This is a genomic window from Terrimonas ferruginea DSM 30193 (assembly GCF_000425585.1).
GTDB lineage: Bacteria > Bacteroidota > Bacteroidia > Chitinophagales > Chitinophagaceae > Terrimonas > Terrimonas ferruginea.
Genome location: NZ_AUDS01000027.1, coordinates 1 through 23277, shown reverse-complemented (window position 1 = coordinate 23277; position 23277 = coordinate 1). Strand labels below are relative to the sequence as shown.

Sequence of the window (23277 nt, the reverse complement as noted above, 5' to 3'; positions counted from 1 at the left end):
TGCGCAGCACATGCTGGCCGGCGCATACCCGGCCAGCTGTTTTATTTATATGCTTTACCTCGTTCCCACTCCGATCGGTAACCTGAAAGATATTACCCTCCGCGCGCTGGAGGTATTGAAGGAGGTGGACCTGATACTTGCCGAAGACACGCGCACCACTTCGCACTTGCTGAATCATTACCAGATTCAGAAATCGCTCACTCCTTATCACCAGCACAACGAACATAAGATTGTGCAGCATCTCGTAAGCCAGCTGCAGGAAGGGCGCACCATGGCCGTGGTAACTGATGCCGGCACACCCGGTATTTCCGATCCGGCTTTCCTGCTGGTGCGCGAATGTGTACGCCACGGCATAAAAGTGGAATGCCTGCCGGGTGCAACGGCTTTTGTACCGGCCCTCGTCAACAGTGGGATACCAACCAACAGATTTGTATTTGAAGGGTTTCTGCCGCCAAAAAAAGGAAGGCAGACCATGCTGAAACAATTGGCCCAGGAAGAACGCACGATCATCCTTTACGAATCGCCCATGCGGCTCGTGCGCACACTCGGCGATCTGCGCGAATTTTTCGGTGACGACCGCCACGCAAGCGTAAGCCGCGAACTGACCAAACTATTTGAAGAAAACAAACGCGGAACGCTGGCAGAACTGGAAACGTATTTTACCGAAAAAGGAGTGAAGGGGGAAATCGTACTCATTATAGCCGGCGCAGAAAAGCCCGGCCGCAAGACAGAATATTTGGATAACGAAAATTAAATGGCATGAAAAGGCTGATCTTTTTATTATTCGCCGCCTCCGGCTTGTCTGCATTACAGGCCCAGCCCGACCGCTGGCAACAACGCGTGAAGTACGACATGGACGTGGACATGAACGTTAATACTAATCGCCTGACCGGCCGCCAGAAACTGGAATACTGGAACAATTCACCGGATACCCTGCACCGCGTTTTTTATCATCTGTACTGGAACGCCTTTCAGCCCGGCAGCATGATGGATACGCGCAGCCGCCGCCAGGGCACGATCCTTAACGGCCAGAATCCTGACTGGGACGGAAGGGTGAAAGACCGCATCGCCAACCTCAAACCCGATGAGATCGGTTACCAGAAAGTATTGTCGTTAAAAATGAATGGCCAGCCGGTATCGTATGAAGTGCTGGAAACAATCCTGGAAGTAAAACTGAATAAGCCGATCATGCCGGGCAGCAAAGTAGTGTTCGACATGGAATTTGAAGCACAGGTGCCGTTGCAGGTCCGCCGCAGCGGCCGCGATAATCCGTCTACCAAAGTACGCTACTCCATGAGCCAGTGGTATCCGAAGATCTGCGAATACGATTACGACGGATGGCATCCCAATCCTTATATCGCCCGCGAGTTTTATGGTGTATGGGGAGACTTCAACGTCAACATTACATTGGATAAAAAATACATCATCGGCGGTACCGGTTACCTGCAGAATGCCAACCAGATCGGTTACGGATATGAAACACCGGGGGCCAAAGTAACGCGTCCCGCGGGAGACAAACTGACCTGGAAATTCACCGCGCCGAATGTGCATGATTTTGTATGGGCAGCGGATCCTGAATTCATCCATAAAACACAAAAAGTGCGCGACGATCTCACGCTGCACCTTTTCTATAAACCAACAACCGCCTCTGCTGCGGAGTGGGAAGACATATTGGTACAGGCCGCGAAAGCATTGCCCTACATGGAAAAAAACTTCGGTGCTTATCCATGGAAACAATATTCTTTTATTCATGGCGGCGACGGCGGCATGGAATATCCGATGGCGACTTTACTGTACGGTCCGGGTGCGTGGCTGCACGAGTGGCTGCACAGTTGGTACCAGGGCATGCTTGCTACGGATGAATCGCAATATGCCTGGATGGACGAAGGCTTTACGCAATATGCGGAGAGCCGCGTAGAAGGCTGGCTGGCAGGCAACAATGGCTTTACCTCGGGCGATATATACCGCGGTTATTTTTCGTTGGTACGCAGCGGCCGTGAAGAACCGCTGACTACGCACGCCGATCATTTCAATACCAACAGCGCCTACAGTTCTGCGGCTTACCTCAAGGGTGCCGTGTTCATCGAGCAGCTGGGTTATATCCTTGGAGCGCAGCAGCGCGACAAAGTGCTGATGAACTATTACAATCTCTGGCGTTTTAAACATCCGAATGCAGCCGATTTTATCCGCGTAGCGGAAAAAGCAACCGGCATCGAACTCGATTGGTACAAAGACTATTGGGTGAATTCAACCAAGAGCATCGATTACGCAATCGACAGTCTGTGGGAAGAGGGAGGCAAGACCAATATACGCCTGCGGCGGAAAGGTATGATCCCGATGCCCATCGACTTCCAACTGAGTTTCCATGATGGCACCAAAGAAATACATTATGTTCCCCTCGATCTGATGTACGGAGCGAAGCCGGCGGAGAACGATATTCCGAGGACGGTATATCCTGCCTGGAAATGGACCAGCGAAACCTACACGATCAGCACGAACCGCCGTCTGATGGACATCCAGGCAGGCGAAATAGATCCGTCGCAGCGTCTCGCCGATCTGGACAGGAGAAATAATAAGATTGAATTGCGTAAACCCTGAGGGAGCTAATTTGAAAATTTGATGATTTGAAAATATGGCCTGGCCCACCAGGTAGTGAGTAATAAGTTATAAGTTCAGCCGTGAATGGCCCTTCGAGGGCCGAAGTATCGGCCTCAGGGACCATTCACGGCTGTATCATTCACGATTCACCATTCACTTATTGAGCGCTCCCGCGGTTCCCGAAGGGCACGAGCGATGGCTGTTTTATTCACGATTGACGATTGACGATTCACCATTCACTCCTACACGCTAAAAACCACCCTCGTGGGTGGTCTTATGGTTTTTGATTAGAACCCGTAATAAATTCCAGGTAGTCTTGAGTCAGGTTTATGGTTAATGTGCAAAGCGAAGATAATTGGACCGTTGGGGCGGAGCAATACCACTTTCGTGGTATTTTTCTTACCTGCCGAAGAACTTGTTCACCGCTTCTACGCGGTTCGTGACGTGCAGTTTCTCATAGATGTGATAAACGTGCTTCCGGATGGTTTCGGGGCTCAGAAACAGGTTGGCAGCTATTTCTTTGTAGGTCAGTCCCTTGGAAAGCCATTCCAGGATCTCTTTTTCGCGGTTGGTAAGTTTGCTGATCTCCTGATCGTTTTCGCGCTGGGCGTTCTGCTGGCTGAAAGCTGCTACCACCTTGCGCGCGATCTGGCTGCTCATAGGTGCGCCGCCTTCGTACAGTTCGCGGATAGCATGCAGCAGAATGGAAGGAGTCGTTTTTTTGAGGATATAACCACTGGCACCCGCGCGCAGGGCTTCGAAGATTTTCTCGTCTTCTTCATATACCGTACACATCATGAAGTTGGTGGCCGGCATCTGCGGCTTCAGGGCCCGCACACAATCGATTCCACTCTCCACGGTACCGAGGTTGATATCCATTAATACTACATCGGGATTGATGTCGGGAATTTCCCGGATGGCCTGTTCGGCCGTAGCCATCGTGCCTACACATCGGTAATCCTCAGACATACTGATGATTTCCTGCAACGTGCTGCGCAGTTGGCTGTTGTCATCTACTATACATACCTTGATCGCTTCCATCCACTAGTGTTTTTGAGCCTTTAAAAACCTGTCTGCAAATTTCAGCTACCACCGTTTACCGGGCAATACCACAAACTGGTACTTTTTACAAGATCAACTGCGGGGTACGTAAAGCAGGTATTTTTCATGGAAGAATTCTTCTTCGAATAGCCCGTCGATGTTGATCACACGCGGACGTGTAAGGCTTGCCTGGATTTCTTCGGCCAGGTCGCCGCCTTTCAGGCAGATCAATCCCGGACCGGGCACGTCGCCACCGGTTGCTGCGCCTCGGCGCAGTAGGGGACGCGTCCATTGCCACAGATCTTTCAGCGGTGCCACGGCTCTTGATACCACCATATCCACCTTTATATCTTTCAGGTCTTCCACACGGCTGTGCCGGGTGGTGATATTGGTGAGGCCGGTTGCAGCGGCTACTTCATTGATCACTTTCAGCTTTTTGGCAATGCTGTCGACCAGGATGAATTTTACTTCGGGGAAAAAAATAGCCAACGGCACACCCGGAAAACCTCCGCCCGTTCCCAGGTCGAGGATGGTCATGCCCGCGCGAAATTCAAATACTGCGGCAATACTCAGCGAATGGAGCACATGCTGTTCATAGAGGTTGTCAATGTTTTTACGGGAAATGACATTGATCTTTTCATTCCACTCTTTATACAACGGGCCGAGCGCCGTGAATTGCTCCACCTGCTTCGGCGTAAAGTCTGAAAAGTATTTCGTTAAAAGCTCCATGGGACGAAGTTAAACAGGCAATTTGAAAATTTGAGGATCAGGCAATGAAGGGAGGATGTCTGCGCCATCATCCTGTCCTCAGGGCTGACAACTATTTCTTACCAGGTCTTTTTCGCTTTCCGCCACAGCGACGGTGCAAAGCAGATATAATAAATGAACATCCACAGGTCGAAGAACGGCAGCCATCCGTAAAGATCGCGCTCACCCAGACGACGTAACGGTTTATACCATACCCACAGCTGCACAATCAGGCGCAGACCAAACAATCCGGCCGCCAGCCGCCAATCGCCAAAGATGGCCGTGGCCGCTACCAGCGGATAAAAAAGGAAATGACTCAGCGAGTACAGTCCCAGTAAAAATTTATGTACGGGTTTGTAGAATTTGGCAGTACTGTAATGTCTTTTTTTCTGCCGGCGCCATTCTTTCCAGGTCCTCTTCGGCACTGATAAAGTGCGCGCTTCTTCATCGATCTGGATGGCTGTATTCGTTTTGGTGGCCACTTTACTTACAAACAGATCATCATCCCCACCGGGAAGATGGTTGATAGAGGCAAAGCCTTTGTTGCGCAGAAACAGGTCTTTTTTATAAGAAAGATTACGGCCTACGCCCATGTACGGCAATCCAGCCAACGCATAGGAGAGGTATTGAAGCGCCGAATGAAAGGTTTCAAGACGGATGACTTTATTCAGCAAACCCGGTGCTTTATGATAAGCGCCATAGCCTAATACGAGTTCGATACCCGGCGCATAGGCTTCCTGCATTTTCTGTATCCAGTGTTCGGTTGCGGGTACGCAATCTGCGTCTGTCAACAACAACACTTCATGTTTTGCTTCGCGGATGCCGATAGACAGCGGATATTTTTTCCCGGCAATCAGTTTAGCTTCCTGCGTGAGTTCCACTACATTCAGTGTCTTGAATGTTTTTTTCAACTCTTGCAGAATGTATTTGGAGTCGTCAAGTGAATTGTCATTGACTACGATCACTTCAAAGGTGCTGGTATAATGTTGCACCAGCAGGCCCGGCAGGTGACGTGCGAGGTTCTCGTCTTCATCGCGTGCGCATACGACTACCGACACGGGATGTTGTTGCGAAATCAACCGTTCAGCCGGTTTGTAAAAAGTTAACCGTATAAAAAAATACAGGTAATAGAATAGCTGTACAGCGGTGACAGCCGCAAGCGCGAGAAAAAGGCATTCTCCTAAGTCAGGTAGTGGCATAAAGGGCAAAGATAGGGAAGGAATGAATTGACAGTAAGCTTCCTGCATTGGACACTAGCGTTAACAGCCGTATCTTTGCCGGCTATGGCCGCATTACAATTTGAATTACACCACACCGATACCGGTTCCAGGGCCCGCGCCGGTAGAATAACCACCGACCACGGTCAGATCGAGACGCCCATCTTCATGCCCGTTGGTACTGCCGGTACCGTAAAAGCCGTCACCAAACAACAACTGAAACAGGAGGTAAAAGCCGAGATCATCCTGGGTAATACCTATCATCTTTATCTCCGTCCCGGGTTGGAAGTATTGGAGAAGGCTGGCGGTTTGCACAAGTTCAATGGCTGGAACGCACCGATTCTTACGGACAGTGGCGGTTACCAGGTCTTCTCCCTGGCAGGCACCCGCAAGATCAAAGAAGAAGGCGTCACCTTTCAGTCGCATATCGATGGCAGCAAACATCTCTTTACCCCCGAAGCGGTAATGGATATCGAACGTACTATCGGTGGCGACATCATGATGGCATTTGACGAATGCCCGCCCGGCGGCAGCGATTATCAATATGCCCGCACCAGTATGGAACTGACCCACCGCTGGCTGGACCGCTGTTTTGCGCGGTTCACCGGTACGGAGGATAAATATGGTTATACCCAGAACCTGTTTCCCATTGTACAGGGCGGCACCTTCCGCGACCTGCGCAAGCAATCCTGCGAATACATCTCTTCCAAAGAAGCCACCGGCAATGCCATCGGCGGACTTAGCGTCGGAGAGCCTACCGAAGTGATGTATGAAATATGCGAATGGTGCTGCGAGCATCTGCCGGCCAGCAAACCCCGTTACCTGATGGGCGTGGGCACACCCTGGAATATCCTGGAATGCATAGGCATGGGTGTGGACATGTTTGACTGCGTAATGCCCACCCGCAACGGACGCAATGCCATGCTGTTCACCGCCAACGGCGTGATCAATATCGACAACAAGAAATGGGAGTTCGACTTTTCCCCGATAGATGACACCATCGGTTGTGATACCAGCAGCTATTACAGCAAGGCCTATCTGCGTCACCTGATGAAATCAAAAGAGATACTGGGCTATACCATCGCCAGCGTACATAACCTGGCGTTTTACCTCTGGCTGGTGAAAGAAGCAAGGGCACATATCCTGGCCGGTGACTTTACCGGTTGGAAGAACGAGATGGTGATCAGGATGCAGCAACGCCTGTAAACAGGAAACCACCTGATCGAGTGCTGGGTAAACTCAGCTTTTTAATGTAGGTTTGAACGTAATTAACTAACCCCGCTTTCGGTCCCCTGACCGGAGATGAATAAATGAATTGGAATGACTGCTCAGCAAATCAAGGTAGCCATCGCCGATGATCATAAGATATTCCGTGATGGTATCAGGATGTCTCTGAGAGATAAGGAATACCTGAAAATAATCTGGGAGGCGGAAGATGGAAAAGATCTGATGCATAAACTCAAGCTCAAGGAGCCGGATGTGGTCCTTATGGATATCCGTATGCCTGAGATTGACGGGATCAATGCCATCGGTATGATCCGCAAAGAGTATGAAGCCGTCAAGATCATCGTACTCACCATGTACGACGACCAGGAAATGATCACCAAGATGATGGAGATGGGCGCCAACGCCTACCTCACCAAAACAACAGATCCCGAAGAGATCTACCAGGCGATCCTCACCTGCATGAACGATGATTTCTATTTCAATGAACTGGTAAACAAAGCCGTGCTGCTCAAACTCCAGCACAAGAAAACCGTACGCCAGTTCTATCCCAATCCTGTTAAGTTCTCAGAGAAGGAACTTAAAATACTCAAGCTGATAGCAGAAGACAAAACCACGGAAGAGATATCCAAGGAGGTGTTTCTCAGCCCGCGTACGATCGAAACCATCCGGCAGAACATGAAGCAGAAAGCCGGGGCCAAAACCATCGCCGGCCTGGTGATGTATGCCATGCGCAACAAACTGCTCGAATAAAGCCCGATGGAGAATATCAACAATACTTATTTCGACGGTTACTATAAGGATATCTGGCGCGATATCATTCCGGCCGAGCTTACCCAAAAGGAAGCGGAGTTCATGGAAGGTTATTTTGAACTGGATAAAACTTCTTCCGTACTCGATCTGATGTGCGGCTACGGACGGCATGCATTGGCACTGGGCCGTAAAGGCATCCGGGTCACGGCAGTCGATAACCTTGCTGCTTATATCGCCGATGTGGAAAAGGCTGCAACAGCCGAAGGGTTGCCGGTAACGGCCATAAAGGCCGATATTGCCGGTTACGTACACGATGCCAGTGCCGATCTGGCGATTTGCATGGGCAACAGCCTCAATTTCTTTTCAGCGGAAGAAGCTGCCGGTATTTTGAAGAACACGGCAGCCGGCCTGAAGACCGGAGGCCATCTGCTGATCAATACCTGGTCGCTGGCCGAAATCGCCATCAAACAGTTCACTCCCCGCACCTGGGCGCACGCCGCCGGTATGCGCTATATCAGCGAATGCCGTTACGAATTTTTCCCCAGCCGCATCGAAGCTGAACATCTTATCATTGCTGCCGACGGAAGCACGGAAACCAAGAAAGGCGTGGATTATATTTTTTCTGTGGGGGAAATGGACCAGCTGTTGCAGGGAGCCGGCTTTGCCATCGAAGAAATCTATAGCATTCCGGGCCGGAAAAAATTCACCGTGGGTGAACCACGGGCCTATATTGTTGCTATCAAAAAATAAAAAAGCATAAAAGCAAAAAAGTCCCCGCCTTGGCGGGGACTTTTCATTTCGTTCATTGGTTGCGAATCTCACAAATAAGAAAACTGGTTAAGGCGGTTAGTTTTCAAAAGGAAAATCTGATCTTAAAAACGGACAGCGGATAGTTGAGCAAAGAAAAATAGAAAGTTGACAGCAGTGGGGGATCGTCGTGGTTAATCAAAGGTATTGGAAAGAACTTTTTCTGGACGGTTAGGGATATTGGATGATTCAAAAAGTAACGGTCCTTCTGTCGCTATCAACTTTCTGAGACAAATGTATATCCACACTCCAATGTGGACAATCGCATTACTGCCTGATTCTAAAACATCGGATTTTACGTGTTCATACGTAGAATTACGAGCATTTTTACAAACCCCTTAGGTGTGCATAAGTGGAAACCGGTATTGATATATATCAACCGGTACTTTCCACAAAAACGAAATCAAGTATTTCTACTATATTTATTTTTGGGGGATTTTTCCATCTTGCACCGCAGAATAACGTCCAATTACCTAACTTTTTACTAATCGATAATCCAATGAAAAACGAGACCAACGCTGTGATTAAAGTAGCTATTGCCGACGACCACACTTTGTTTCGCACCGGCGTCAAGACGTCTCTTTCCAGCCGGAAAGATATCCAGATGGTAGCCGAAGCTGAAAATGGTATGCAGTTACTCAACCTGTTGCGCCATATTCAACCCGATGTAGTGCTGCTGGATATTCAGATGCCTATTATGGATGGGCTGTCAACACTTCCCGAGATCAAAAAACTCTATCCCAACATTAAGGTGATCATGTTGTCCATGCACAACGACCATTCGGTGATTTCCAAGATGATGGAGATCGGAGCCAATTCCTACCTGACCAAAGAGTCGGGTTCGGAAATGATCTATGAAGCCATCCGCGCGGTATACGAGCAGGATTTTTATTTCAACGACCTTACCAACAAGGCGCTTCTCAGCGGCCTGCGCACCAAACGTGTAGTGGAAGCTTCTGCTCCCGCTGAAGTGCAGTTGACCGAGAAAGAAATCACTATCCTGAAATTGATGTGTGAAGAGAAGAGCACCAAGGAGATCGCTGATATGGTGGACCTCAGTCCCCGTACAGTTGAAGCTATCCGCGACAAACTCAAAACCAAAACCGGCACCAAATCAATGGCCGGGCTGGTGATGTATGCGGTGAAGGCCGGACTGGTAGAACAACCTTGATTTAATTCAAAAGTCAAAAGTCAAAATTCAAAAAGGTGAAAGAGCATAGTGAATAACCTTTGCGTCTTGAGTACTTTGCGTTTGAATTTTTACTTTTGAATTATGAAAGCTTTTTGCTGTCTCAATGGCAGGTTTGTCCGCGCATCCGAGCCGGTTTTGCTGGCCTCCAACAAAGCCTATCGCTATGGTGATGGGCTGTTTGAGACCCTGCGCGTGGTCAATGGAAGCATCAGACTACCTGAATATCATTTCGACCGCCTCTTCCGCGGTATGAAGCTGCTCGACTATACCTTTCCCGGGAGATTTGATGCCGATACACTGGAACAGCAGATTTTACAACTGGTGCAGAAAAACCAGGCCAGCCCTTCTGTTCGTATAAGATTAAGCGTGTTTCGCGGAAACGGCGGGTTGTACGATGAAGACGGACCTGCCCAATACCTGATCGAATGCTGGCCGCTGGAAACCTCAAACTGGCAATGGAATGAAAATGGCCTGGAAATTGACATCTATCAAAAGGTGCGCAAGAGTTGTGATACTTTTGCCAACCTGAAATCGGCCAGTTTCCTGGGTTATAGTATGGCTGCCCGTTACGCGAAGCAGCAGAAACTAAACGATTGCCTGGTGTTAAATGAGTTTGGCCGTATTGCTGACAGCAGTATTGCAAATGTGTTTATCGTTCGCGGCACCTCCATTACAACACCGCCTTTGTCCGAAGGATGTGTGGACGGTGTAATGCGGCGGTATCTCTTGCAGGAACTGCGGTCTGTGATCCTCGGGAACGGGTTCGACCTTGCAGAACAACCCTGTACTCCCGAAGATCTCGCAATGGCGGACGGGCTTTTTCTAACCAATGCCATACGTGGCATCCGGTGGGTGAAACAATGTGGGCAAACGTCCTATAATTCGGAAACAGTCCGCGAACTGTTTCGAATAACTGATACCTCTTTTCGTCCATTATGAGCCAGATCTATCCTGAGCCCGTGACCCTTTTTTGGTTTCGCCGGGACCTCCGTATTGAAGACAATGCCGGGTTGTATTACGCCCTGCGCAGTGGACAACCCGTTGTCCCTGTTTTTATCTTTGACCGGCATATTCTTGATAGCCTCGATGATCCCGAAGACAGGCGCGTAACCTTCATCCACGATATACTCGGACTTATCAATAAAAACCTGATCAGTAAAGGATCGTCCATAGATGTACGTTATGGATTGCCCGAGGAAATATTTCCGGCTTTATTAAAAGAATATCCCGTCACTGCGGTGTATACCAATCACGATTACGAACCGTACGCACAGCAACGCGACCGTAAAATCGCCAATCTTTTATCAGCCAGTAAAATCCCGCTCTATACGGCCAAAGACCAGGTGATTTTTGAAAAAGGAGAAGTGGTAAAAGACGACGGTAAACCCTATACGGTTTTCACACCTTATTCCAAACGCTGGCGAGCACAGCTCAATGATTTTTACCTCAAGCCTTATCCCGTTCACAAGTACCTGAAGCAGTTGGCGCCGATGAAGGAACGGGCTATTCCTTCCCTGAAAAGCATGGGCTTCAGAGAGGGCGAACGTGAGTTCCCGGATAATGAAATTCCTGCACAACTGATCCGCGATTACGCGCGGCAACGCGATTTTCCCGGCCTGGATGCCACCACGCGCCTGAGCCTGCATTTACGTTTCGGTACTACCAGTATCCGCCAACTCGCAGCACAGGCAAAAGACCTGAGCGAAACATTTTTAAATGAATTAATCTGGCGCGATTTCTACCAGATGATCCTCTGGCATTTCCCGCAGGTGGTGGGTCAGTCGTTCAAACCGGAATACGACCGCATCCGCTGGCGCAATAATGAAAAAGAATTTGAAGCATGGTGCGTTGGGAACACCGGTTATCCGATCGTTGATGCCGGTATGCGCGAACTCAATGAAACCGGTTTTATGCACAACCGCGTACGCATGATCACTGCCTCCTTTCTCACCAAACATTTATTGATCGACTGGCGCTGGGGCGAAGCTTATTTTGCCAAGAAATTGCTCGATTATGAACTTGCGTCCAATAACGGCGGATGGCAATGGGCCGCCGGAACAGGTTGTGATGCCGCGCCCTATTTCCGCATCTTCAATCCTTATCTGCAGACAAAGAAATTCGATCCCGAATTAACATATATAAGGAAATGGGTTCCGGAGTTGGAAGAGCTGACCTATGCAAAACCCATCGTTGAGCACGAATATGCACGCCAGCGTTGCCTGGAAACCTACAAGAATGCATTAAATAAATAACCCTTCTGCGGGACGGGGCTGTCCTTCGCGTTGAAGAAATACCCCGTGAAGCGTGTCGATCGCATTACGTCCGTCTGTCCCAAGATCGAGACTATAATTATTTACATAGAGATCGATGTGCTGGCGCATTACCTGTTCTTCCATGGCCTGCGCATGCGCTTTTACATATGGCGAAACATCAGGGTAACGGTCAAAAGAATATTGCAGGCTTTCACGGATAAGTGATGCTACTTTTACCGCCACCCCTTCGGGCAGATCGCGCTTTGCTGCGATGCCACCCAACGGAATGGGCACGCCGGTTTGTTTTTCCCAATATTCCCCGAGATCCATTACTTTATGCAGGCCGCGTTGCTGATAGGTAAAACGGTTTTCATGAATGATCACACCCATGTCTGCTTCGCCGTTCAATACAGCATCTTCGATGGAAGAAAAAAGACCGAATGTTTTATTACCGGCGTTGGGCCACGCGTAGCCAAACAATAAATGCGCGGTGGTATGTATGCCGGGCAAAATGATAGCAGCGTCGTTGACCTGTTCCGTGGTAAACGGCCCCGCGTCACGGCTGATGAGTAAAGGACCGACTCCTTTGCCCAATGCACTTCCCGATGGAAGTAAGGCATAGCGCGCGGTGCTTTGAAAAAATGCGGGGAAGCTGAGTTTGGTAATGTCCAGTTTTCCTTCCAATGTCCATTGGTTGAGCGTTTCCACATCTTCCAATACCACATCGAATGTAAAATCACCGGTGTCGATATGGCCGTTGACCAATGCATCGAAAATAAAAGTATCGTTGGGGCAGGGGCTAAGGCCTAAACTCAGTTTCATCGAGATTGCAAATTGTGTTGATAGTCCGGATCAATGTTTCGTTCAGCGTCGCAATGGCTTCTTTCATCCGCCAGTTCTTTTTATCGCGTTCGCCGATGATATTGGAAACGGCGCGCAGTTGAAGGAAGGGTACCTGCTGTTGCAGACAAACATAATGCAGCGCGGCACCTTCCATGCTTTCAACAACCGTTGAGCTGTTTTGTTCATACCAGGCAATGCGTTGCGGTTGCGTGGTGATCTCCTGTACGGTAAGGCCGGTCACCTGTTGAAGATGGGTATGTTGCAGCAGTTGTTGCCAGGGATTTTTAAGAAAACGGTTATTGTAGGGGAAAGCATTTTCGTCCATTAATCCCAGGTCGAAGAGATCGTTCCATTGACCGTTTTGCCATACGCCGGCATCCGCGAAGCAATCCTGGTTAACGGCTACCACGGCGGGAGAGGCGGCATTTAAAAGCGCCGGCGAAAGGGTGCCGGCAATGCCGGCCTGGATAACGACCGACGGGCGTTTTTGCAATAATTCCGTGGTCAGCGAATAGGTGGTGGAGGCTATGCCCACGCCGCCGATCAGTACACGGATTTCCCAACCGGGAAACTTAACTCGCTGCGAGTCAAGAAAATCCAACGTCGGTTGTAGTTCAAATTGCGTGGCGGCGGTCAGTAGCAACTGCATACTGCAAATATCCGGATTCGAAACCATTCCTTTTTAAATATTACCTTTGTGCTCCTTTTACAAACAGGAAGCAAGAACATGGTGTATCTGACACGCGTTGAGCATTTTAATGCAGCTCACAAGCTTTATAATCCCGCCTGGGATGAAGCACGCAATGAAGAAGTATTTGGCAAATGTGCCAACCAGAACTGGCATGGTCATAACTATGAGTTATATGTAACGGTGAAAGGTGATCCCGATCCCGATACCGGCTTTGTATTTGATGTAAAACGTCTGAGTACGCTGATCCGCGAGCAGGTGGTAGAAAAACTGGATCACCGCAACCTGAATATGGATGTGGATTTTATGCAAGGAAAAATGTGCAGCACGGAAAACCTCGCCATCGCTATATGGAAGGAGTTGCAGCCGGCACTTCCCGCATCGGTACAGTTGCATTGCATTAAATTGTATGAAACGCCGAGGATTTACGTGGAGTACTTCGGGGAGTAAGGCGTATGGCGTAAGGTATAGGGTATAAGGTTAAACAGCCATATTCACCATTCACCATTGACTATTCACCATTGACTATTCACTCATTCACTTTTTTAATTTTGCCTTTTGAATTCAAACCGAAAAGTATCCGTTTTCCGTAAAGAGCATTTCAATGCCGCGCACCGCTTGTTCCGTCCCGATTGGGACGATGCGCGCAATGAAAAAGTATTTGGAAAATGCGCACTGCCGCACTATCATGGCCACAACTACGAACTGGAAGTGAAAGTAACCGGATTGCCGGATCCGGAAACCGGCTATGTGATCGATTTGAAAATTCTCAGCGATCTGATCCGGGAAGAAGTGCACAGCCGCTTCGACCACCGCAATCTCAACCTGGATACCGAAGAATTTAAAAACCTCAATCCTACAGCAGAAAATATTGTGATGGTGATCTATGATCTGCTGCGGCCACGCATCGATGCAGCTCTGGAATTGCAGATTCGTCTTTATGAAACACCCCGTAATTTTGTCGAATTTCCGGCTTAATTTAACCAGGCGGTTTTAATCAATCATACATTTATGTCTTACAGCAAAGTCGACAACTATAATGAAGAAATAACCGGTAAACTGATGACCAGTTACCGCGATGTATTGGGCGCACTCGGTGAAGATCCGGATCGTGAAGGTTTGTTGAAAACGCCGGAAAGACTGGCCAAAGCCATGCAATTCCTTACACAGGGTTATCATCTCGATGCCAAAGCCATCATCAATTCTGCAAAATTTCATGAAGATGTAAGCCAGATGGTGATCGTAAAAGATATTGAACTGTACAGTATGTGCGAACACCATATGCTTCCTTTTTTCGGTAAAGCGCATATCGCATATATCCCGAATGGATGGATCACGGGTCTGAGCAAACTCGCCCGCGTGGTGGATGTTTTTTCGCGCCGTCTGCAGGTGCAGGAACGGCTTACGGTGGAAATCATGAATGCCATAAAAGAAACGCTTAACCCGCTTGGGGTGGCAGTGGTTATTGAAGCTAAACACCTGTGTATGATGATGAGAGGTGTGCAAAAACAGAATTCCGTCACCACTACATCCGCCTTCGACGGAGAGTTTCAAAAGGATTCAACCCGCAGCGAATTTTTGAAATTGATAAGCGCTGATTTGCATTAAATTTGGTACGTTTGCAACCGCTCTGAAAGTTTGACCCATTCCTGTGGTCAGGCTTTTTTTTGTAGACGATCTGCCGTCATCAGGGCTGCTTTAAACAGACGAATAACCGCTTTAGGATAAACCACAATTATGAAACACGCATTTGTTTTTCCCGGACAGGGCTCGCAATTTCCGGGAATGGGCAAGGAGCATTACGCCAACAGCGCATTTGCCAAAAAGCTCTTCGAACAAGCCAATGAAGTATTAGGCTTTCGTATATCCGACATCATGTTTGAAGGCACCGATGAGCAACTCAAACAAACGAATGTCACCCAGCCTGCAGTTTTCCTGCATTCCGTTATAGCTTTTAAAAGCATTGAATCTGCCCGGCCCGAAATGGTGGCAGGTCATTCCCTTGGAGAATTTTCTGCGCTCGTGGCCAATGGCACGTTGAGTTTTGAAAGTGCGTTGCAACTCGTTTCCATCCGTGCGCAGGCGATGCAGAAAGCCTGCGAAGTAACACCTTCCACCATGGCGGCTGTACTTGCGCTGGCCGATGAAAAAGTAGAGGAAATCTGCGCAGCCGTAACAGAAGAAACCGGTGAAGTGGTTGTAGCCGCTAACTACAACTGTCCTGGTCAACTGGTGATCAGTGGTACCGTTAATGCCGTAAACGTTGCGTGCGAACGCATGAAAGCGGCCGGCGCCAAAAGAGCACTGGTATTACCGGTTGGTGGTGCCTTCCACTCACCATTGATGGCACCCGCCCGTGAAGAGCTGCGCCAGGCAATCGAGTCTACTAATTTCCATACACCCACCTGCGCCGTATACCAGAATGTGGTGGCAAAAGCAGTAATGGACAAAGAAGAGATCAAACACAATCTCATCGAACAACTCACCGGCGCCGTACGCTGGACACAAAGTGTACAGGCCATGATCGCCGACGGCGGTTCGAAGTTTACAGAGGTTGGTCCGGGTAAAGTATTACAGGGATTGATCCTGAAGATCAACAAAGAAGCACAGGTGGATGGAGTGAGTTGATATTCAAAAGTTATAAGTAAAAAGCGATCCTGAAGTTTCGGGACTGAGCTTGCCCGAAGTATCGGGCGAAGGGGCAAAAGCCCTGGTGTTATACCGGGGCTTTTTTCGTCAATGGTGAATGGTGAATGGTCAATGGTGAATGGTCAATGGCTGTTTACCTATTACCTAATACCTGCAACCGAAGCCCGTAGTGAATACATCTTTGCGCCTTGATTACTTTGCAGCTTTGCGTGAAACGCGGATTTATTTCACGCAAAGGCCCACAAGGAACTACTTATAACTTATTACCTGATACCTGCCACGGCTGTTTCTCCCTACTTAATTTGTAGTAGACCATTGCGTGCTGATGACTTTCCTGTTATATTAGAGGGGATAATTCAAAGTGAATGGTCAATAGTGAATGGTCAATAGTGAATAAATACTTATAACTTAATACTTACTACCTATGGCCGAAGCTTCGGCCATAGGTGTCGGGCGGCTGTTTTAATGCGCAACCTTTTAATCCTGCTGGTAATCGTTTGCCCTTTAGGGCTGACCGCACAGACAAAAGTGCTGGACAGCCTGCGGCATCAACTGGAGAAAGCTCCTTCTGCCAGGCAGGCATTGCCCGTGCTCGAAGCATTGTGCGAAGAGCAGCTTTCCCTTTATCCCGATACCGCTTTACAGTTTTCTTTAAAACTCAAAGAACTCGCCGGTAAATACGGCACCCGTGCACAACAGGACATGGCCGACTACCAGGTGGCCGTTTCCCTATGGCGTTGTAAAAAAATCGATACCGCATTGGTATTGATTGAACGGGATCTTAAACGGCAACCTGTAGAACTGACAACATCACGCCCTTTATACTTCCGGTTATCCGTATTAAAAATAAGACTGCTGACCACCAATGCACGCCTCAACGAAGCCAGCACGGCTATTTATCAATTGTTGCACGAAGCAGAACAATACCGCGACACCTTATACCAGATCATTGCCTGCAATTCTGTCGGCGTTTTAAAAAGAAGGTCGGAGAAAAATCCGGGAGAGTCCCTGCAATGGTTTCGCCGCGCGGCGATGCTGGCCGATACGGATCCGGCTTACCACCGGTATTCCATTGCTTATGGCAATCTCGCACGGGCCTACAGTACATTAGGTAAAAAAGATTCCGCACTTTACTACATCGATAAAGGCGTAAGGATATCGCGGCAAACAGAACAACTACCTTTTTTGCAAACCTGCTTGACGATTCAATCTGAAATACTCTCCGGCGAAGGAAGAATGGACGAGGCGGAGAGCGCATTAAAAGAATCCATTGCGCTCAGTAAATCTTTTACCGTTGATACCTTGTATGCAGACGATATACAGCATCTCGCACAATTCTATATTTCAACGGCACAGTACCAGAAAGGCATAGCGCTCTGCCGCAAGTATCTTTCTACCGACACCATACCGGAGTACCGGATCATGTTCCTGGAGCCGCTTGCACAATGTTATAAATTATCCGGTGACCGCGATGGCTACGAAAAAACGCTGGAAGAACTATTGGAAACGAAAGACCGTTTTTACGAAGAAGATTTTGCCAAGTTTTCCCGGGAGATGCAGGTGAAGTACGAGGTACAGCAAAAAGAGAATACGATCATTCAGCAGAAACTGGATATTTCTACCAAGAACATGCTTTTCTACGGGTCGCTTGCCGCGATCGTGTTTGCCGTGATCATCGCCCTGATACTTTTTTATAATTACCGGAAAAGGGAAAAGCTGAAGTTGCTGTTATTGTTGCAGCAGGAAAAAGATGCCGCCAACCTGGCTGTGGCAAAAGCGGAAGAGAACGAACGCCGGCGGATTGCAGCGGATTTGCACGACAGCCTGGGTGCTTACGCAGCCTCCGTTGTATCCAATCTTGAATTTATCCACGGAGATCCCGCCGATTTGAAAAGCGGCGTTGCGATGCAGGAGTTGCGGCGAAATTCCCTGTCGATGGTGTCGCAATTGAGTGATACGATCTGGGTGCTCAACAAACAGTCGCTTTCACTCACCAGTATCAGCGACCGGGTAAAAATTTTGTTACGCCGGCTGGAGCCGAGTTTTCCCGGTATACAATTTCATATTGCGGAAGATATTACGGAAGATGTGTTGCTGCCGCCCTTGCAGGCCTATCACCTGTTCCAGATCATCCAGGAAGCGGTTAACAATGCGCTTCGCCACAGCGGTTGCCGTCATATCGATATTCTTTTTGAGTCGCATATATCGTGGCATGTTGCGGTAAGGAATGATGGCCGGGGTATGCAGCCTGTGGTAGCCGAGGGAGGCAACGGCCTTTCGAATATGCGGGCAAGAGCGGCCGCTGCCGGTTGGGAAATAGCCTGGTTGCCGGGCGCCGATGCCGGTACGACCGTAAAAACAGGCCCCGCCGCTACTACAAATTAGGTATTGGGTTAACAGCCATTTATGCTGAACTTTATAACATGGCCGACAAATTCAAAATTGCCTTTACGGATGACAACAAGGTGAACCGCAACACGTTTGTGCAGAAGATACAGTTGCTTCCGCAATTGGAACTGGTGTTTGTGGCAGATAATGGCCACCATTGCCTGGAACAACTCAAAGGACTTCCCCCCAATCGTATTCCGCAGGTGATGTTCATGGATTTGGAGATGCCCGAAATGGATGGCATTGAAACGATCCGTCTTTCGCGCTCGCTGTATCCCGGTATTCATTTTATCGTATTGACTGTTTTCGACGATGACGAAAAAATATTCGAAGCCATCAGGGCCGGTGCCTCCGGTTATTTATTGAAACATGAACCGGCGCCGGTGTTATTTGAGTCGGTGGTGAATGTACTTGAATTTGGAGGGGCACCGATGAGCCCTGCCATTGCGCGCAAATCGTTGCAACTGCTCAGCCGGGCAGGTCAGTTAACTGATAGCCCTAACAAGTCGGCCCTGCCTGCTGCCATCACGGAAAGAGAGAAAGAAATATTGCAGCACATGGTAAATGGTAAGGATGCCAAACATATCGCGTCTGTTTTCGACCTCAGCGTCCTGACCGTACGCAAACACATCGCCAACATTTATGAAAAGCTGCACATCAATTCCAAAGCGCAGGCGATCAGTTTAGCGCATCAGCAGAAATGGTTTTGACTAATTCAAAAGTAAAAAGTCAACATTCAAAAGAGCGAATGGTGAATAGTCAATAGTGAATAGTGAATGAACAGCCGCCAATAAATCTTTGCGCCTTTATTGATTTGCGTCTTTGCGTGAAGACCGGAGCCGGCTTTCCCGCAAAGGCGCATAAGGAGCAAAGACGCAGAGGAATACTTATTACTGAATACTTACTACACTTCGGCAAGCTCAGTGCGGCGCTTAAAATTCAACGAGCAATTGATCCACTCCGGATCAAAATGCGCTTCGTATTTTTTATAAAAATTAATAGCGGGTTCATTCCAGTCGAGCACCTGCCACATCATACCTGAAAAATTCTTTTCTTTTGCTTCGGCAATTACCTGGTCCATCAGCAGGCGGCCGATGCCTTTGCCACGCATGGATTGTGTAACCAGGATATCTTCGAGATAAAGACGCTGGCCCTTCCAGGTGGAGTAGCGGATATAGTATAAGGCAAAGCCGGCTACTACTCCCTCTGTTTCGGCAACGAATGCCCACCATACAGGTTTATCTCCAAAACCGCTATCGGCAAAATGATCCGGTGATACGGTTACTTCCTGCGGCGCTTTTTCATATTCCGCGAGTTCGCGGATCAGTTCCAACAACCGCGGGCAATCTTCGCGTACCGCACGGCGAATTTTTATTTCCTGCATAAGCCAGTCCTATTTTTTACGTTTGGCCTTGAATGTACCGTTGGGTTGTAATACGGACAACACATCTACTTCTCCTTTGGCATTGCGTTCGAAACGCGCCTGGAAGCCGGGCAATATTTTAAAGTCAAACAAATCATTTCCCAAAGGAACCAGTTCGTAATCCGGTTGACCGGCGATGAAGAGCATGAGCGTGTTTTCGCCTTTGATATAAACACGTGTCAGCATATTACCCAACTCAAATTCACCGGTATAACTTTTTAATACATCAATGGGAACTGTTTTTACTTCAGGTAGTTTGTCGAATACCTGCGCTTTTACAGCGGGCTCCAGTGATACGTCAAAACTTTCCACTTTGCCGTTGGTGCCGGTGATGAACCGGAGTTTGGGTGTGTCTGTTTCGGGCTCTTCCGCTTTGAGCGAGCGAACGCGGAAAATGTCGTAATGATAATGTTCGAGATATTCCGTGATCTTTTGATCTTTTGCCGAGTTGTAATCGAGCCAGAGCGTATCACGTTCTGCAAAAATTCTTGCGATGCCATAGCCTTTATTCTCGTATCTCCCCGCATAATCAACCAAAGCATGTGATGGTTTGGTGCCGTTTACGCGTCTTGCACTGTCCACGTTTTCCTGCTGCTGCGGGTCGGCGAGACTTTTGTCGCGTGCGGCTACCATTTCACCGTTGAGATCACGCACTTTCAGACCCAGCAAACGCTCTGAGATAAAATGACGGATGATATTGGTCGGCTCGGTTTGATTGCTTACGACAAATACACCAATGCTGTCCATCGGGAAAAAACTGGTAGAGGTAATAAATCCGTCGATGCCGCCGCTGTGTTCAACGAGGTAATGTCCCTGGTAGCCATAAATGCCCCAGCCCAGTCCGTAGCCGTTCATATAATTGCCTGGCATTTTTTTCGAAGGCAATCCGCTGCCACTTGGAATCTGCAGACTTATTGCCTGTGTGCGGTAGCTGGCGGGAATAATTTCTTTTCCTTCGAAACGGCCGCCGTTGATCCAGGTGATTAACCAGTTGGCCATATCGCTTGCACAACTGTTGATCGCACCGGCCGGAGCAATGGCATCGAGATCGCGGTAAGGAATAACCGTCAATTGCTTTTTGCCGGATTTATAAGCGAGCGCCCGGTCGTTGACTTTTGCCAGATCGGCAACCGAAAGCGTGGTGTGCTGCATGTTGAGTGGTTTCAGAATGCGTTCGCGGATATTTTCTTCCCAACTGCGTCCGCTGATTTTAGCGGCCGTCATGCCCAATGCCAGGTACATGAAATTGTTGTATTGATAGATAGCTCGCAGTTCTGCATTCGGCTCCAGGTATCGGATGCGATGGACCATTTCATCGCGGCTTGCGTCGGAGCCATACCATGACATGTCATGTCTCGGCAGGCCCGTGCGATGGGTCATCAGGTCGCGGATGGTGGCGTGTTGCGTGGTGTAGTCATTAAAAAAAACAAGCTCGGGATAATAACTGTTGATAGGTTTGTCGAGGTCGGCCTTGTCTTCATTGACCAATTGCCCTAACAGCAGATTGGTGAATGCCTTGGTGCAGGAACCGATCGCAAACTGTGTCTGCGCAGTAACGGGTAATTTCTTTTCCGCATCGCGGTAGCCAAAGCCGCCTGCAAAGATCACTTTGTTCTTTTCAACAATGGCAATGGAAACGCCCGGCGCATTCCAGTCTTTCAATACACGAAGGGCAAACGTGTCGAGTCCTTTTAAACGGGAATCGGTAATTTTTTGTGCCGATGCCGTGATCGTGCACAGCAATAAAACCGATAAGAAAAAATTACGCATAAGTCGGTTGGTTGGTTTATTAAGAAAGTGCATTCGACAGATCGGCGAGAATGTCCTGAATATTTTCAATACCGGTACTCATCCTGATCAATCCGTCGGTGATGCCATAAGTAAGTCGTTGCTCGCGTGGCACACTGTAGTGTGTCATCGATGCAGGGTGTGATAGCAGGGTGTCACATGTGCCTAATGAAACGGTGCGCACACACATCTGTAATTTATTCATGAAATTGATACCGCCCTGCAAGCCGTCTTTCAGTTCAAAACTGAGCATGGAGCCGGGGTAGCGCATTTGTTTGCGGGACAGGTTGTAATCAGGATGCTCGGGAAGACCGTTGAAGTTTACTTTTTCCACGGCGGGGTGTTGCTTTAAGAACGCGGCCACTTCCTGTGCATTGCTGCAATGCCGTTCCATGCGCAGCTCCATTGTTTTAATACCATTGATCAGCAGAAATGCGTCAAAAGGGTTTGCATTACCACCGAGTGTCTTGGCTACTTTGTACACGCGTTCCTGCATAAAACCAAGATCCGAGCCGAGGAGAATGCCACCGATAGCGGTGCCATGTCCGTTGAGGAATTTGGTAGTGGAATGAACGATGAAATCGATACCGAAACGGAAAGGCTGTTGCAGGTAAGGTGTGGCGAAGGTGTTATCGCAGGCGGTGAGCAGTTGATATTTTTTGGCCAAAGCGGAGAGCTGCTCCAAGTCTACGCACTGGATGGTGGGATTGGCCGGTGTTTCCAGGTAAAGCATGCGGATGCTTTTGTCTTCGCGCATGATCTCTTCGGCTTTATTGAGGTCGCGGAGGTCGGCGATCACAGGTGTGATACCCAACGGTGGCAGTATGCGTGTGATGATTTCTTCCGTGCCGCCATATAAGGAATAATGGGAGAGGACTTTGTCGCCGGCTTTGAGTGTCGACAGCATAAGTGTGGTGATGGCTGCCATGCCGGATGCGTGCAGGATGCCTCTTGCCTCGAAGGGCAGTCCGAATGTTTCGAGTGCGGCGATCTTGCGTTCGGCTTCGCTGAAGGTTGGGTTGCCCCAGCGGGAATAAATGTAACCTTCTTCTTCGCCGGAGAAGCGGCGCATGCCCTGGGCTGCTTCGTCGTATACGAATGTGCTGCTGGCGTAGATCGGAACGAGGTGCGCGTAGCGTGGATCTTTTTCATGACCGGCATGCACCGCCGCCGATCCAAATCCTTCGAAGTTGGGACCTTGACTCATAGTGTCCCGAAGTTAGTTAAGTAATGAGTAATAGGTGATAGGTTTTGGGTAAACGGCGGGGACAAGTCAAAAGTTAAAAGTCAAAATTCAAAAGAAGAAGTGATCAATGGTGAATGGTCAATCAATGTCGTTTCCTTAAGGCTGAAGTTCTTTGACAGGTGTTAAGTAGAGAAAAAGTTTGTTATTTTTAGGATAGGATTACAGGGGGGTATTGAATAGCGAACCTGTTTTTAGAGTAACCTATCTCAATGAATTAACTCAAAAATTACATAATGAACAATTTGTTAGCGACTGCCGTACAGAATCCGGCCGGAATGGATTTGTCCGTGATCGCAAGCTGACCTTTGTTCATTTGATTGTTCTGTTAGTGCAGGGCCTTTCCCGTTCCATACAGCGTGAGCTCAACAGCTTTTACCAAAAGATCCTGGACAGCGATCTGCCGCTTCAATACGTGGTCAAG

The 23277-nt window shown here is 48.7% G+C and carries 22 protein-coding genes; 14 read left to right on the top strand and 8 right to left on the bottom strand.

Features of this window, described 5'->3' with window-relative positions; all coding sequences use genetic code 11:
- Positions 1-49: 49 nt before the first annotated feature.
- Both rsmI and H608_RS0110600 read left to right on the top strand, forming a co-directional pair.
- Positions 50-754 (top strand): 16S rRNA (cytidine(1402)-2'-O)-methyltransferase, encoded by a 705-nt coding sequence (rsmI, locus tag H608_RS0110605; protein ID WP_028787662.1) that lies wholly within the window; start codon positions 50-52, stop codon positions 752-754.
- 5 nt (positions 755-759) lie between these two features.
- On the top strand, positions 760-2598 hold the full coding sequence (locus H608_RS0110600; RefSeq protein ID WP_028787661.1) for a M1 family metallopeptidase: 1839 nt from the start codon (positions 760-762) through the stop codon (positions 2596-2598).
- Between the two features lie 399 nt (positions 2599-2997).
- Here H608_RS0110600 and H608_RS0110595 read toward each other — a convergent pair whose 3' ends face one another.
- The 3 genes from H608_RS0110595 to H608_RS21980 all read right to left on the bottom strand — a co-directional run bounded on the left by H608_RS0110595 (position 2998) and on the right by H608_RS21980 (position 5585).
- A complete protein-coding gene (locus H608_RS0110595) occupies positions 2998-3639 on the bottom strand; it encodes a response regulator (RefSeq protein ID WP_028787660.1) in 642 nt (213 codons plus the stop codon).
- 93 nt (positions 3640-3732) lie between these two features.
- Positions 3733-4368 carry a 16S rRNA (guanine(527)-N(7))-methyltransferase RsmG gene (rsmG, locus tag H608_RS0110590; protein ID WP_028787659.1) on the bottom strand — a complete coding sequence of 212 codons (636 nt, stop codon included), beginning with the start codon at positions 4366-4368 and terminating at the stop codon, positions 3733-3735.
- Between the two features lie 98 nt (positions 4369-4466).
- Positions 4467-5585 (bottom strand): glycosyltransferase, encoded by a 1119-nt coding sequence (locus H608_RS21980; protein ID WP_038008145.1) that lies wholly within the window; start codon positions 5583-5585, stop codon positions 4467-4469.
- A gap of 84 nt (positions 5586-5669) precedes the next feature.
- Here H608_RS21980 and tgt point away from each other — a divergent pair, with 84 nt between their 5' ends.
- The 6 genes from tgt (at position 5670) to H608_RS0110555 (ending at position 11831) form a co-directional block, all read left to right on the top strand.
- Positions 5670-6809, top strand: a complete 1140-nt coding sequence (tgt, locus tag H608_RS0110580) for a tRNA guanosine(34) transglycosylase Tgt (RefSeq protein ID WP_028787658.1) — start codon at positions 5670-5672, stop codon at positions 6807-6809.
- A gap of 114 nt (positions 6810-6923) precedes the next feature.
- Positions 6924-7580 carry a response regulator transcription factor gene (locus H608_RS0110575; protein ID WP_028787657.1) on the top strand — a complete coding sequence of 219 codons (657 nt, stop codon included), beginning with the start codon at positions 6924-6926 and terminating at the stop codon, positions 7578-7580.
- Between the two features lie 6 nt (positions 7581-7586).
- The gene (locus H608_RS23610; RefSeq protein ID WP_051268215.1) at positions 7587-8330 is read left to right on the top strand and encodes a class I SAM-dependent methyltransferase; all 744 of its coding nucleotides are present in this window, start codon (positions 7587-7589) and stop codon (positions 8328-8330) included.
- A 556-nt stretch (positions 8331-8886) separates the two neighbouring features.
- Complete coding sequence (locus tag H608_RS0110565; protein ID WP_028787656.1) at positions 8887-9558, top strand: response regulator transcription factor; 672 nt, start codon at positions 8887-8889, stop codon at positions 9556-9558.
- A 102-nt stretch (positions 9559-9660) separates the two neighbouring features.
- Positions 9661-10518, top strand: a complete 858-nt coding sequence (locus tag H608_RS0110560) for an aminotransferase class IV (protein ID WP_051268213.1) — start codon at positions 9661-9663, stop codon at positions 10516-10518.
- Complete coding sequence (locus H608_RS0110555; RefSeq protein WP_028787654.1) at positions 10515-11831, top strand: cryptochrome/photolyase family protein; 1317 nt, start codon at positions 10515-10517, stop codon at positions 11829-11831. Before H608_RS0110560 ends, H608_RS0110555 begins: the two co-directional genes overlap by 4 nt.
- Here H608_RS0110555 and H608_RS0110550 read toward each other — a convergent pair.
- A complete protein-coding gene (locus tag H608_RS0110550) occupies positions 11820-12653 on the bottom strand; it encodes a 1,4-dihydroxy-6-naphtoate synthase (protein WP_028787653.1) in 834 nt (277 codons plus the stop codon). The genes H608_RS0110555 and H608_RS0110550 overlap by 12 nt on opposite strands.
- Positions 12631-13323: a futalosine hydrolase gene (gene mqnB / locus H608_RS21970; RefSeq protein ID WP_051268210.1), complete on the bottom strand. Its 693-nt coding sequence runs from the start codon at positions 13321-13323 to the stop codon at positions 12631-12633. Before mqnB ends, H608_RS0110550 begins: the two co-directional genes overlap by 23 nt.
- A 78-nt stretch (positions 13324-13401) precedes the next feature.
- Between mqnB and H608_RS0110540 the strand changes: the two genes are divergently transcribed.
- The 6 genes from H608_RS0110540 to H608_RS21965 all read left to right on the top strand — a co-directional run bounded on the left by H608_RS0110540 (position 13402) and on the right by H608_RS21965 (position 19109).
- Complete coding sequence (locus H608_RS0110540) at positions 13402-13812, top strand: 6-pyruvoyl trahydropterin synthase family protein (RefSeq protein ID WP_028787652.1); 411 nt, start codon at positions 13402-13404, stop codon at positions 13810-13812.
- Between the two features lie 108 nt (positions 13813-13920).
- Positions 13921-14340, top strand: a complete 420-nt coding sequence (locus H608_RS0110535; RefSeq protein ID WP_028787651.1) for a 6-pyruvoyl trahydropterin synthase family protein — start codon at positions 13921-13923, stop codon at positions 14338-14340.
- Positions 14341-14373: 33 nt separating this feature from the next.
- Positions 14374-14970: a GTP cyclohydrolase I FolE gene (gene folE / locus H608_RS0110530; RefSeq protein ID WP_028787650.1), complete on the top strand. Its 597-nt coding sequence runs from the start codon at positions 14374-14376 to the stop codon at positions 14968-14970.
- Positions 14971-15099: 129 nt separating this feature from the next.
- Positions 15100-15990 carry an ACP S-malonyltransferase gene (gene fabD, locus H608_RS0110525; RefSeq protein ID WP_028787649.1) on the top strand — a complete coding sequence of 297 codons (891 nt, stop codon included), beginning with the start codon at positions 15100-15102 and terminating at the stop codon, positions 15988-15990.
- Between the two features lie 486 nt (positions 15991-16476).
- Positions 16477-18396 carry a tetratricopeptide repeat-containing sensor histidine kinase gene (locus H608_RS0110520; RefSeq protein WP_028787648.1) on the top strand — a complete coding sequence of 640 codons (1920 nt, stop codon included), beginning with the start codon at positions 16477-16479 and terminating at the stop codon, positions 18394-18396.
- A 38-nt stretch (positions 18397-18434) separates the two neighbouring features.
- Positions 18435-19109 (top strand): response regulator transcription factor, encoded by a 675-nt coding sequence (locus H608_RS21965; RefSeq protein WP_038008144.1) that lies wholly within the window; start codon positions 18435-18437, stop codon positions 19107-19109.
- Positions 19110-19303: 194 nt separating this feature from the next.
- On the opposite strand, the gene H608_RS0110510 is transcribed toward H608_RS21965, so the two are convergent.
- From H608_RS0110510 to H608_RS0110500, 3 genes are read right to left on the bottom strand one after another with little or no spacing between them, the layout of a single operon-like run.
- On the bottom strand, positions 19304-19783 hold the full coding sequence (locus H608_RS0110510; protein WP_028787647.1) for a GNAT family N-acetyltransferase: 480 nt from the start codon (positions 19781-19783) through the stop codon (positions 19304-19306).
- Positions 19784-19792: 9 nt separating this feature from the next.
- Positions 19793-21592: a serine hydrolase gene (locus H608_RS0110505; protein WP_028787646.1), complete on the bottom strand. Its 1800-nt coding sequence runs from the start codon at positions 21590-21592 to the stop codon at positions 19793-19795.
- Between the two features lie 19 nt (positions 21593-21611).
- On the bottom strand, positions 21612-22817 hold the full coding sequence (locus H608_RS0110500; RefSeq protein ID WP_028787645.1) for a trans-sulfuration enzyme family protein: 1206 nt from the start codon (positions 22815-22817) through the stop codon (positions 21612-21614).
- Positions 22818-23277: the final 460 nt, after the last annotated feature.